Here is a 12,060-nt window from a genome sequence, read left to right as displayed (position 1 = left end):
ATGAAGTCGTATCTCTCAGCCTCACTATTAACCGCACTGTTTTTCGTATCTCCATTACACGCCCATGAAACCTACTCTGGTGGTAAAACGACCGTGAAGAAAGAGGGAGCGAACGCTTTTTCTCTTCCCGCAGCCAACCTACCAATGAGCAAACGCTTAGATTTCAGCGTGGGTAACAGCTTTTTTAGAAACCCTTGGGTTCCAGCACCGTCATCAACTGATGCTCGTGATGGATTAGGACCACTGTTTAACACCAACGGCTGTCAAAATTGCCACATCAAAGATGGTCGTGGCCACGCGCCAGAAAAAGGCGATGAGAACGCAGTATCCATGTTGGTTCGTTTGAGTATTCCGGCTGAAACGCCAGAACAAAGACAGGCATTCATTCGAGATGGCGGCATTCCTGAACCAACTTACGGAGGTCAGCTACAAGATTTCGCACTTCAAGGTGTTAAGCCTGAGGGTAAAGTGAACATCAGCTACACTGATGTTCCTGTTGAATTCAAAGACGGCACGGTTGTTACTCTGCGTAAACCTACTTTAAAAATCACGGAACTCGCTTTCGGTGAGATGCACCCTAAAACTGAATTTTCAGCTCGTGTTGCACCACCAATGATCGGTCTTGGTTTGCTCGAAAGTATTCCGCAAGAAACGATTCTTGGATTTGCAGAGCAGCAATTGGCAGACAAGAAAGGCGTATCAGGCAAAGCCAATTACGTTCTTGATGTTCGAACAAACGAAATGGCACTGGGTCGTTTCGGTTGGAAAGCTGGGCAGCCAAATCTAATGCAGCAAAATGCGGCAGCGTTTAACGGTGATTTGGGCTTAACAAGTAGCTTGTTCCCGAATGAAAACTGCACATCTGCGCAATCAACCTGTGATGACTTCCCTAATGGTGGCGAACCAGAAGTTAGCGACAACATTTTAGATTTTGTTGAGTTCTATTCGCAGCATCTCGCGGTACCTATTCGTCGTAATGTCGATGATCCTGAGGTTGTTCAAGGTAAAAAACTGTTCAAAGAGATTGGTTGCCAAAGTTGCCACCAAGCTGAAATTCGCACAGCAGAACGTGAAGGCTTACCTGCGTTGTCTAAACAGCTAATCAGCCCATATACCGATATGTTACTGCACGATATGGGTGAAGGCTTAGCCGACAATCGCCCAGAGTATCTAGCGAATGGACGCGAGTGGCGAACCACGCCATTGTGGGGATTAGGCTATACCAAAGAAGTGAATGGTCATACGTTCTTACTGCATGATGGTCGTGCAAGAAATGTTATGGAAGCGGTGCTTTGGCATGGCGGTGAAGCGGAAATGGCAAAACAAAAAGTATTAGCTTTGAGTAGCAGTGAACGCGAAGCACTACTGGCATTTTTGAATTCTTTGTAGTCGGGCTGAGATGTAGAGGTTCAACTCCCCTGTTAACTTAAAGAGCGAGCTAACCCCAAGAATAAGTTAGCCAAAAGCACATTACCGCTGAACTTGTAGGAATACGAGGTCAGCGGTCGTTTCGTATTTAATGAACTCATATAATTAAAAGAAAAATTAGGAAGTAAGGTAACAGCATGGCACATAAATTTTTGTTAATGCCTTTATCGGTATTAGTCATAGCAGGCTGTCAATCATCGGGTGAGCAAGCCGCTTCATCTGAGGTTAACGGTGTCTCTTACCAAGCAGACACAACGAGTCATATTAGTAGCAGTGTTTATCAGCAGGAGTTTGATTCTGCGGTGCTATTCGCCAAGCAGGCCAACGAGCTAGAAGTCTTGATGCAGAGTTACTGCCAAACCAATGATGTTGAGTTAGACGCTTTGAAAAATCAGTGGCAGCTCACCATGAACAGTTGGATGGCACTGCAAGGCCAAGAAAGAGGCCCTACAGCTGCACTTGAAGAGAGCTGGAATGTTCAATTCTGGCCAGACAAAAAGAACACAACTGGCCTAAAAATGCGCCAGCTCACCCAGCAGGGTAAAACTTGGTCTCAAGATGAAATTGCGCAACAAAGTGTGACAGTTCAAGGGCTAGGCGCGTTGGAATGGTTGCTTTATGACGAGCAATCGCCACTGCTTCAAGACAAAGCGCTAGGATGTCTATCATCACAAGCTATCGCACAAAACTTGGCAATGAAATCGGCCTCTATTGCAGAGGCTTGGCAGGTTAATCCTTGGTTAGCGCTAGACGAGATGCGTTGGGAATCTGAATACATCGCTTTACTGACTAACCAACTTGATTACAGCATGAAGAAGCTGAGCCGACCAATGGCAAAAATTGGTCATCCACGCCCTTATTTCTCAGAATCATGGCGTGCTCAAACCTCAATGACTCAGTTGAAAGCTAACGTAGCGGCGCTAGAGCAACTGTACCTAGCCGATGACAATGGTCTTGATGGTTTATTGAGAGAGAAGGGCTTAAATGACCTTGCCGATCGTGTTGCTGCTCAGTTCACACTAACGTTAGATACTTGGCCGACCGATTCTAGCTTGTTTACTCTACTGCAGAGCAAAGAGGGTTACCGCGATGTGCTGACGCAATACAACAAACTCGAACGTTTGAAGTATCTGATTCATGAAGAAGTGGCGATAGAGCTTGGCGTGGTAATAGGATTCAATGCTACCGATGGTGACTGATACTACACGAAGAACGTTACTCAAGGCTGCACTGGGTTGTGCAGCTGTTCCATTACTTCCATTTGGGTGTGCGAGTCGCTCCGGTGATTTGAGTACATCTAATGAACCTCAGCTGATTGGTTGTGCACTAAACGGTCGTGGTCAATACTCTGCAGTTGTGGCTGACGAATTTGGTATGTCATTGAGTCAGTTGCCTATCCCTGCTCGTGGTCATGGCGTTGCTATTTGCCCAACATCATCACATGCGGTGGTGTTTGCCCGTCGCCCTGGTGATTATTTTATGGTGTTTGACTATAAAAATGGTCAGCAAATAAAAATGGTGGTGAAAGGTAACAACCGCCACTTCTATGGTCATGGCGTTTATTCGCTAGATGGCAAGTTACTGTATGCGACCGAAGGAAAAACGGACACCAGCCAAGGCGTGATTGGTGTTTATGATGTCGCGCAAGGCTATCGTAAGGTTGAGGAGTTCACAGGTTTCGGTATTGGTCCTCATGAAGTGATTATTATGCCTGATGGCAATCTCGCGATTGGCGTTGGTGGCGTTCATACTGATGGACGAACACCGAAAAATTTGGATTCAATGCAACCGAGTTTGAGCTATGTTTCTCCCGACGGCGTGCTGCTTGATCAGGTTGAATTACTAGACAAGAAGCTGAGCATTCGACACTTAGCTCATGATGGCGCTGAAACCGTACTTTGTGGCCAACAATATCGTGGTGAGCCTGATGAGTATCCTTCACTTTTAGCTATGCATACCAAAGGTGGGCAGTTTGAATCACTGAACGCAGAGCCGGAGCAATGGGCTCGATTTAATCACTACATCGCCAGCATCGCGGCGTCAGATGATTGGATTATCGCGACCTCGCCAAGAGGAAATTGCTATGGTATTTGGTCCAAAGAGAGTAAAGAGTTAGTGGAACTCTCTGCATTGTCGGATGCCTCTGGTGCTGTGCTACTTGATGGCGAGTTTCGATTAAGTTCTGGGGCGGGCAGTGTGGTTAGTCAGCGTAAGCCTTATGAGAAATCAACTCAGCAATCATCGGTCCAGTGGGATAACCATTGGAGTTCTATCTGATTTATAACGTCACGTAAAAATAACATGCTTACTCCTATTTCTTTGCCATACTTATGAGATTGGTGGTGATGGAGTAAGGCATGTTAGCGAGATACTTCTGTGGTTTATTAGTGTTAGTCTCTGTGCATGCATGGGGCTATACGAGTTCTGACGAGGGTCGATTTATACCGGCCGATTCAGAGCTCTCTTTCATGCTTATCTATCCAGAGCTGACACAGAGTATCTATCAAGACACTTCTCTTCCTATCCTTTGGGATTCACCTGAGTTAGTCAAAGCGTTTGAATTCCAATTGTCGCTTCTCGAACAAGCGCAAATGGCACCGCTTTTCGAACGACAAATTAAGCAAATCCGCCAGTATCAATCTCGCCGCCAATGGCAAGAGTTAGACATCTTATTAACAGATACCTTTATCTACTACCTCAGCTACGTTGAAAATGCGCCACTGGCCGGCAAAGAGTGGTACTTCTCGGGTAAGCTGCATTCCAAGTTGCCACCGCCTTCTCCGCATATTCTGATGAGACTGAAAAGCAGCGTCGCCAATGATTACTTATTGGAGATGGTGTTGTCTTACGCGCCGCCTGTTGGGGATTTCGATCAATTCAAGGCAACCTATTCCGTGTTGGAAAGCGCCTCTGAACTCAATATCGAGCGATACCGACAGAAAGGCTTGAAACGCTTGGGGGATATGCTCTCAGACAAAACGACTCTGATTGAGCGTATTGCACTCGTAGGTGTTGATACCTCGATGATTGCGGTCGATTTCCCTGAGTTTGATCGAGATTTGAAAACGGCAATTAAATCTTTCCAACGAATGCATGGTCTTACAGATGATGGGATTATTGGGCCAGACACGATCAAATGGATCAATATGAGTTTTGATGATCGGTTGAAGTCTTTGGCTCTGAATGCTGAACGCGTTCGCTTGTGGCCAACAGACCGAGACTCTCTCATTGTCGTTAATGTACCTAGCTTTGACATGAAGTATTGGGAAGATGGCGAAGAGGTGTTTGAGTCGAAAGTTGTGGTCGGAAGAAAGTCGAGAAAAACGCCGCTTTTAGAGATCAACCTAGATTCAGTCATCTTAAACCCGACTTGGAACGTGCCATGGAAAATCATGGTCAAAGACATCCTACCTAAGGTCAAAGCCGATGAAAGCTACCTTGAAACACACAATTTCCAAGTGATCGATGGTTGGCGTTCAATGGAAACCGTCGACACAACTGAGATCGATTGGCAGACCATCAACTTCAATTCTTTCCCATATCGTATGCGTCAGCAGGCAGGTTCGCGCAACGCACTTGGATTGTACAAGTTCAATACGCCTAACAAGCGTGCGATTTATCTCCACGACACACCAAGTAAAGGCCTGTTTAATGACGACTTCCGCGCTTATAGCTCAGGTTGCATACGCGTTGAGCATGCAGAGGAACTGGCTGAGTTGTTATTTGCCACTAAGGTAAGAAAAGTACCGAAGCAAAATGGTGACCTTGCTCCGAACACCAAGGTCCGACTTAAGAAACGAATCCCAGTGCACATCATCTATCAAACCGTGTTGTTTGAAGAAGAAGGCATTCAGTATCGTGGTGACATCTACCAATATGACAAAGAGGGCGGTTGATCAAACTACGACCAATAAAGGTGATCTTGACCAAAAAATGACAACCAAGCTTCTATTGATAAAATTATAATGAGTATCAATAACTAACCGTACAAAGGTTACAAATACTAACGTTTTGCGCGGTTTTTGTACGTTGACGCAGCAAATTCCATTATGTATCGTGCATTTTTCGTTCGATCTAATTGGTTTTTTTGCTGTATGTCTCAAAGTTTATTTTCACGCCGTCAGTTTCTGACTTACGCTGGTGGTACTGCTGTTGTCGCCTCACTTACTCCTTCTATCGCTTTTGCTTCATACCCTGATCAACCAAGAACGATTAGCATGAACAATCTTCACACTGGTGAACGATTAGAGACTTGTTATTTCGATGGCACTAACTACGTTGGTGACGAGATGGCACGTCTGAGCAAACTATGCCGCGATTTCCGTCGCAATGAAATCCACCCAATGGATAAAAATTTGTTTGACCAGATCACTCAAATTCAAAATATTTTGGGTATACAAAAAGAAGTTCAGGTGATCTCTGGCTATCGTTCTCCGGCAACCAATGAAGCACTTCGCTCTAATTCGAGCGGTGTGGCTAAAAAGAGTTACCACATGCTAGGCAAAGCGATCGATTTCCGTATCGATGGCGTTGATCTGAAAGAGCTGAGAGACGTAGCTAAAAGCCTGAACGCGGGTGGTGTCGGTTATTATGCGCGTAGCAACTTTATCCATATTGATACAGGCCCAGTCCGCAGCTGGTAGAGCTAAGCTTAGTTATTGAGTGATACCGTAGGCACTTGTCAAAGTAGACATCCAATGTCATAGTTTGCCCAAATTTCAGTTTGCCCTCTAAGGTTTGTATATGTCTCTTAAGTATCAAGTTGTACCTGTTACCTCTTTCGCTCAAAACTGCTCGATTGTGTGGTGTGATGAAACCATGGAAGGCATCGTTGTCGATCCAGGTGGCGACATCCAACAGCTAGCCGCAATTATCGAAGAGTTGGGTGTTAAGGTTGTGAACTTGGTGCTGACTCATGGTCACTTAGATCATGTTGGCGGTACAGTGCCACTTGCAGAGATGCTGAACGTTGAGATTGTTGGCCCACATAAGGCAGACAATTTCTGGCTGCAAGGTTTAGAAAATCAAAGCCAGATGTTTGGGTTTCCACTGTGTAAAGCGTTTGAACCAAACACTTGGTTAGAAGAGGGCGATAAAGTCACTTTTGGTAATCAAGTTATCGATGTGATTCATACGCCGGGTCATACTCCAGGTCACGTTGTACTGTTCAGCGATCAAGCTCGTTTAGCATTTGTGGGTGACGTGTTGTTCAATGGCGCAATTGGCCGAACTGACTTCCCACAAGGTGATTTCAACACGCTTATTGCTTCAATCAAGACTAAGCTTTGGCCACTAGGCAGCGACGTAACATTCGTCCCGGGTCATGGTCCAGAATCAACATTCGGTCGTGAGCGCGTATCGAACCCGTTCGTCGCAGATGAAATGCCTCTATACTAATTAACCCTTTGATTAACCGCCCGATTATTCGTGTCGATTGATTGAAAATGAAGCTTAGTTTTTCTTTTGAAAGCTAAGCTTTTTTATTGCATGAAAACTTATTGGTAAGCCTTAATCCGAAAGACGCTCAGAGGCAGCCAAGTAGCGTCGAGCCAATCCCACAAACTCTTCTCCACTAATATTCAAATCATGAGTTGATATGAAAATATCATAACCATGGAAACCTCTTTGATACTTCATCCTATTGGCAAGCATCGCCTGTAATCCAGAATAGTCCTTAATGACTGCGTTTTGACTGTTTGTTTCATTAGACGAATCAAGGCTGCTCTGTGATTGGTTATCGCTGAAATCAACGTCGTCGGTATTCTGCGACTCTTTGTATTGGCTCAGTTCCACACAGCCACTCTCAGTGCAACGTGCGTAGTAATGTGATGAATCGAGAACCATATCTTCAAAGTTCGACTCTTTTCCCGCCTGTTTGGCTCCTAAGTATAAAAGTGCTCGTTGGCTTAGTAATAATTCACAAGTGATTTTAGGGCAGATCGAATCTAGGTATGGTGAGTACTCTTTTACCTTAATTCCGATCCAAGGTAAGGGCTGATGCCAACCATCTTGTTCATAAGTACAAAGACCAATCTTTTGGATGTTGCTCCATTTTAAAACCCAGCCACCTTTATAGAAATGCTGCTGAAAATGAGTCGGGGTGAGTGTGAACATCACTCGGCTGCGCAGCATCAAATAATAACCGGTTCCGAGAAGGGCAATACTGCAAAAAGGACCTACGATCAGTAACTTTGGATTGTCACTGTATAGCGCAACGATTAAGCAAATGAAGCCTAGAATAACGGCGAGAATACGGTACGAACGAGTGAAAGAAGGCAAAGAGAAATTAGTAAGATGACGAGTGTCCATAGGCAACACCAAGTTTTCATATTTTTGTCTGGATGGATAACCAGTGTATATGACCCTGAATTGATAAGTCGATGTTTAAATAATAGACGCTAGTAGACAATATCGGTATTTTTCGTCGACTTTCGGCGCTTCACTCTACAAATAGCTCCTATTTTTTGGTATAAATCGCGCTTCAAATTTTCACCACTGCGAAAAGAGCAGTGAACTGGAGAAATATTCAATGAGACTTGCTCATAAGCGTAAGGTGCAGGCTAAACTGCAGAAACGCACTAAAGCGGCTGTAGTTAAAGCAGTGGCAACGCCGAAAAAAGCGAAGCCTGTCGCAGAGAAAGTTGTAGCAGAAAAAACTGTAGCAGCAAAACCAGCGGTAGAGAAAACAGTAGCAGCAACTAAAGAAGTTGCAGTAGCACTGACTCCTAAGCAACAACAAGTTCTAGACATCGTTGTTAGCAATGCTGAAGGCATTAACCCTAAAGGTATCGGCCTAGCAGCTGGTCAAGAAGACGCGAAAGCAGCTTCATGGGCAACAGGCGCATTGAAAAAACTTCTTGAAGAAAACCTAGTAGCGAAAGAGCAGCTAGCAGGTAACAAGGTTATCTACAAAGCTATCTAATCCTGTGGGATTACATTCGCTTCGTTAAGTTTTTAAGCCTCGATTATCGAGGCTTTTTTGTACCTGAAAGATAATGCTAAATATAATTTCACCCTTATTCTTTAAGATTTCCGCTTCACTTAATCATGGTAATACTTGGCTCTGTTTCTCATCGGCAAGCACTAAAGTAGGGCGTATCAATGGCAAAAACGCAGTCATCAATAGAGCTGCATCACGAAATGGCAATCAATTGTTAACAGTATTTAATTAATAATACTTAGGTATTTATCAATAAGTATTTTCCTAGTGAATGAGCTTAATCCTTTAAAATCGACATCAATAGACTATCTCCTACGTAGTTCTACGTAATTCTTTGGTCTAATACGCAGTTTGTACGCATCCGTCGTGCGTGCTCACCCTGATATCTTGTTGCCTCATCACGGTGCACTCTTATGTTGAATCATTAAAAATGCTCATAGAAAGAGTGTTAACCCAACAAAGGACGTGAACATGAGTCTCATTTCTAACTCCCTCACACGAGTTTTTAAGAACGTTGCAGTAACCGCTGCGGCTTGTTTAGCTTTGGTCGCTACTGGTGCTACAGCCGCTGATAAGGTTTACCGTTTAAAACTTGCGGAAACATGGGGACCAAACTTCCCAGTTTTCGGTGATGCAACCAAAAACATGGCAGCGATGGCTGAGAAGATGTCGAATGGTCGACTGCAAATCAGAATCGATTCAGCAAACAAACACAAAGCACCTCTTGGCGTTTTTGACATGGTTAAGTCTGGTCAATACGACATGGGTCACTCTGGCTCTTACTACTGGAAAGGTAAAGTTCCAAACACGCTTTACTTCACTTCTATGCCTTTCGGTATGACGCCAGCAGAACAATACGCTTGGTTCTATCACGGTGGTGGTATGGAGTTGATGGAGCAGGTTTACTCTCCGCACAACTTGATGTCTTTCCCTGGTGGTAACACGGATATTCAGATGGGTGGTTGGTTTCAAAAAGAGATCAACAGCGTTGAAGATCTACAAGGTCTGAAAATGCGAATCCCTGGCTTTGCGGGTGAAATCCTAGCTGAGCTTGGTGCTAAACCGACGAACATTGCCCCAGGTGAGCTTTACACGTCTTTGGAGCGCCGCACAATCGACGCCTTAGAGTGGGTAGGTCCTTCACTTGATTTACGTATGGGTTTCCACAAAATTGCGCCGTACTACTACACAGGTTGGCACGAGCCGGGTTCAGAGCTTCAATTCCTAGTGAACAAGCGCACATGGAACAAGCTTCCTGAAGACCTGCAAGAGATCTTGCGTGTTGCAATGCGTACAGCAGCTTACGACATGTACACACAAGCAACGCACGAAAGTGGCAAGAACTGGGTTTCAATGAAAACAGAATACCCAGATGTACAAGTGAAAGATTTCCCGCCTGAAGTAATGTCGGCACTGAAAGAAGCGAACGATCGCCTACTTGCTGCACATGCTGAGAAAGATGAGTTGGCAAAAGAGATTCAAGCTTCTCAAGCTAACTACCTGGAGCAAGTACGTTCATGGACGGATATTTCACACAGAGCTTATCTAAATAGCCAAGCGAAATAATCGACAGTTGTTGAACTGAAGCTAAATGAACCCAAAGCTTTTCTTGTTAGGAAACTAAGAGTGACTAAGCGGCGGGTTCATTTTAACCATAATAATTAAATGCCCAAGAACCCTTTCTACGTTGTGCCTATTGTTAGCTATAAACTGAATCGTTTTTAGTTGGGTTAGCTGTACTGCGCGATGTCTTTTCAAATTCCATGGAGTCGGGAATGCGAAGTCTAATTTATATTGAACGCCTGTTTAATCGTATCGGTGATGCTCTGGGATGGCTTTCCAGTATGTTGTTTATTCTACTTATCGCTAACGTTGTGTATGACGTTGTCATGAGATATGCCTTCAATGATGTCTCAATCGCCTTCCAAGAGATGGAATGGCATCTTTTTTCAGCCGTTTTCCTGTTAGGTGTTCCTTATGCCATCAAGGCTGGTGGCCATGTTCGAGTGGATGTGTTCTACGAGCAACTGAGTTTTAAGGCGCAAGCTATTATTGACCTGCTCGGCACACTGATTTTTCTGATGCCTTTCTGTTTGTTAGTCGCTTGGTTTGGTATTGATGTTGCCAAAGAGAGCTATGATCTTGGCGAAACCTCGGGTGACCCAGGTGGCTTGCCATATCGCTGGATCATCAAAGCTATGATCCCATTGTCATTCTTCTTAATGGCACTGAGTGGCGTGGGCTTGATCTTGCATTCACTGAACAAGATTTTTAATCCCCACCTTATCCATGCCAACAATCTTCATACAAAAAACAAGTAGAGGCTGAACATGATTGGAATAGTAATGTTTTTCGTAGCCTTGTTTGCACTTTTACTTGGCTTCCCTGTAGCGTTCACCTTTGGTGGTATTGCGTTAATCTTTGGTGTTTGGGCTGAGGGCATCGAAATGTTTGCCTTCATGCCATATCGAATTCAATCAATCATGGAAAACACGGTGCTGATGGCCGTTCCATTGTTTGTTTTCATGGGGCTTGTTCTGCAAAAGACTAAGCTTGCCGAACAGTTGCTTGAGTCTATGGGACGACTGTTTGGTGGAGTTCGTGGTGGTATCGCAATTTCAACCGTGTTAGTAGGTTCTCTGCTTGCTGCTTCAACCGGCGTGGTTGGTGCTTCTGTGGTTGCAATGGGACTTATCTCTTTGCCAGTTATGCTCAAGTACAACTACGACAAGGGCTTAGCGTGCGGCACTATCTGTGCGTCTGGTACGTTAGGGCAAATCATTCCGCCATCCATCGTATTGATTCTGTTGGGTGACGTATTGGGTGTGCCTGTAGGGGACTTGTTCCAAGCAGCGATTTGGCCGGGCGTGATGCTAGTCGGCGCTTACATTGTCTATATCCTGATATACGCAAAACTGCACCCTGAAGCGGCTCAGCCAATTGAGCGTGACGATTCAATCAGCCGCAAACAAGAAGTGTTTAATGCACTAAAAGCGATTCTTCCACCTTTAGCGCTAATCATTGTCGTGCTGGGTTCAATCTTTGCGGGTGTTGCTACGCCAACAGAGTCTGCTGCATTAGGTGGTGCGGGTGCTATGGTACTTGCTTTGCTGTACGGTCAATTCAGCTGGTCGATGGTGTATGAAGCGTCCAAAGAAACGGTGAAAGTCACGGCAATGGTATTTGCTATCTTGCTTGGTGCCACGGCATTCTCGATGGCGTTTACTTATACTGGCGGTGATTATCTGGTTGAAGAGTGGATGCTGCAGTTGCCAGGTGAGAAATGGGGCTTCTTGATCATTACTATGTTGGTGATTCTGATTCTTGGTTTCTTCATCGACTTTGTTGAAATCTGTTTCATCATCGTTCCGATCATTGCGCCTGTTGCTGAACTGATGGGCATCAACATGACTTGGTTCGCTATCCTTATTGCGATGAACCTACAAACCTCATTCTTAACGCCGCCATTTGGTTTTAGCCTGTTTTACCTAAAAGGCGTGGCACCAAAAGGCGTTACAACGAAAGATATCTACCGCGGTGTGATGCCATTCATTCTGATTCAAATCCTCGTACTTGGATCACTTCTCGCTTTCCCTTCTTTCTATGGAATGTGAGTGAAGCCAAGAATGTGAATGATATGTTTCAACGGCTATCCATAACTTGATAAAGTAAAACGGCTTATTGATGTTCAG

11 protein-coding genes are annotated in these 12,060 nt (G+C 44.7%); 10 read left to right on the top strand and 1 reads right to left on the bottom strand.

From position 1 onward, the window contains the following. From BCT34_RS11790 to BCT34_RS11765, 6 genes are all read left to right on the top strand, one after another. The gene (locus BCT34_RS11790; RefSeq protein ID WP_076654854.1) at window positions 1–1,389 is read left to right on the top strand and encodes a di-heme oxidoredictase family protein; all 1,389 of its coding nucleotides are present in this window, start codon (window positions 1–3) and stop codon (window positions 1,387–1,389) included. A 176-nt stretch (window positions 1,390–1,565) separates the two neighbouring features. Then, entirely contained in the window at window positions 1,566–2,627 is a 1,062-nt protein-coding gene (locus tag BCT34_RS11785) for an imelysin family protein (RefSeq protein WP_076654855.1), read from the top strand. Further along, window positions 2,617–3,705: a DUF1513 domain-containing protein gene (locus tag BCT34_RS11780; protein WP_076654856.1), complete on the top strand. Its 1,089-nt coding sequence runs from the start codon at window positions 2,617–2,619 to the stop codon at window positions 3,703–3,705. The genes BCT34_RS11785 and BCT34_RS11780 overlap by 11 nt, the downstream gene beginning before the upstream one ends. An 80-nt stretch (window positions 3,706–3,785) precedes the next feature. Continuing rightward, the gene (locus BCT34_RS11775; RefSeq protein ID WP_076654857.1) at window positions 3,786–5,324 is read left to right on the top strand and encodes a L,D-transpeptidase family protein; all 1,539 of its coding nucleotides are present in this window, start codon (window positions 3,786–3,788) and stop codon (window positions 5,322–5,324) included. 198 nt (window positions 5,325–5,522) lie between these two features. Continuing rightward, a complete protein-coding gene (locus tag BCT34_RS11770; protein WP_076654858.1) occupies window positions 5,523–6,071 on the top strand; it encodes a YcbK family protein in 549 nt (182 codons plus the stop codon). A gap of 100 nt (window positions 6,072–6,171) precedes the next feature. Beyond that, window positions 6,172–6,825 (top strand): MBL fold metallo-hydrolase, encoded by a 654-nt coding sequence (locus BCT34_RS11765; protein ID WP_076654859.1) that lies wholly within the window; start codon window positions 6,172–6,174, stop codon window positions 6,823–6,825. A gap of 111 nt (window positions 6,826–6,936) precedes the next feature. On the opposite strand, the gene BCT34_RS11760 is transcribed toward BCT34_RS11765, so the two are convergent. Continuing rightward, entirely contained in the window at window positions 6,937–7,737 is an 801-nt protein-coding gene (locus tag BCT34_RS11760; RefSeq protein ID WP_076654860.1) for a DUF2982 domain-containing protein, read from the bottom strand. 220 nt (window positions 7,738–7,957) lie between these two features. Between BCT34_RS11760 and BCT34_RS11755 the strand changes: the two genes are divergently transcribed. The 4 genes from BCT34_RS11755 to BCT34_RS11740 all read left to right on the top strand — a co-directional run bounded on the left by BCT34_RS11755 (window position 7,958) and on the right by BCT34_RS11740 (window position 11,982). Continuing rightward, window positions 7,958–8,350, top strand: a complete 393-nt coding sequence (locus tag BCT34_RS11755; protein WP_004740184.1) for a hypothetical protein — start codon at window positions 7,958–7,960, stop codon at window positions 8,348–8,350. Window positions 8,351–8,839: 489 nt separating this feature from the next. Next, complete coding sequence (locus BCT34_RS11750) at window positions 8,840–9,934, top strand: TRAP transporter substrate-binding protein (protein WP_017631192.1); 1,095 nt, start codon at window positions 8,840–8,842, stop codon at window positions 9,932–9,934. A 209-nt stretch (window positions 9,935–10,143) separates the two neighbouring features. Beyond that, window positions 10,144–10,689 carry a TRAP transporter small permease subunit gene (locus tag BCT34_RS11745; protein WP_017631193.1) on the top strand — a complete coding sequence of 182 codons (546 nt, stop codon included), beginning with the start codon at window positions 10,144–10,146 and terminating at the stop codon, window positions 10,687–10,689. Between the two features lie 9 nt (window positions 10,690–10,698). Beyond that, window positions 10,699–11,982 (top strand): TRAP transporter large permease subunit, encoded by a 1,284-nt coding sequence (locus BCT34_RS11740; RefSeq protein WP_076654862.1) that lies wholly within the window; start codon window positions 10,699–10,701, stop codon window positions 11,980–11,982. Window positions 11,983–12,060 lie beyond the last annotated feature (78 nt).

Origin of the sequence: Vibrio sp. 10N.261.45.E2, from assembly GCF_002875705.1 — a bacterium.
Classification (GTDB): domain Bacteria; phylum Pseudomonadota; class Gammaproteobacteria; order Enterobacterales; family Vibrionaceae; genus Vibrio.
The sequence above is the reverse complement of the archived record's forward strand: the minus strand, read 5'-3'. Positions and strand labels throughout refer to the sequence as shown.

What these genes read in the sequence shown, in the direction of transcription:
- BCT34_RS11790 (WP_076654854.1), top strand. Translation starts at nt 1, where the DNA reads ATGAAGTCGTATCTCTCAGCCTCACTATTAACCGCACTGTTTTTCGTA.
- BCT34_RS11785 (WP_076654855.1), top strand. Translation starts at nt 1,566, where the DNA reads ATGGCACATAAATTTTTGTTAATGCCTTTATCGGTATTAGTCATAGCA.
- BCT34_RS11780 (WP_076654856.1), top strand. Translation starts at nt 2,617, where the DNA reads ATGGTGACTGATACTACACGAAGAACGTTACTCAAGGCTGCACTGGGT.
- BCT34_RS11775 (WP_076654857.1), top strand. Translation starts at nt 3,786, where the DNA reads ATGTTAGCGAGATACTTCTGTGGTTTATTAGTGTTAGTCTCTGTGCAT.
- BCT34_RS11770 (WP_076654858.1), top strand. Translation starts at nt 5,523, where the DNA reads ATGTCTCAAAGTTTATTTTCACGCCGTCAGTTTCTGACTTACGCTGGT.
- BCT34_RS11765 (WP_076654859.1), top strand. Translation starts at nt 6,172, where the DNA reads ATGTCTCTTAAGTATCAAGTTGTACCTGTTACCTCTTTCGCTCAAAAC.
- BCT34_RS11760 (WP_076654860.1), bottom strand. Translation starts at nt 7,737, where the DNA reads ATGGACACTCGTCATCTTACTAATTTCTCTTTGCCTTCTTTCACTCGT.
- BCT34_RS11755 (WP_004740184.1), top strand. Translation starts at nt 7,958, where the DNA reads ATGAGACTTGCTCATAAGCGTAAGGTGCAGGCTAAACTGCAGAAACGC.
- BCT34_RS11750 (WP_017631192.1), top strand. Translation starts at nt 8,840, where the DNA reads ATGAGTCTCATTTCTAACTCCCTCACACGAGTTTTTAAGAACGTTGCA.
- BCT34_RS11745 (WP_017631193.1), top strand. Translation starts at nt 10,144, where the DNA reads ATGCGAAGTCTAATTTATATTGAACGCCTGTTTAATCGTATCGGTGAT.
- BCT34_RS11740 (WP_076654862.1), top strand. Translation starts at nt 10,699, where the DNA reads ATGATTGGAATAGTAATGTTTTTCGTAGCCTTGTTTGCACTTTTACTT.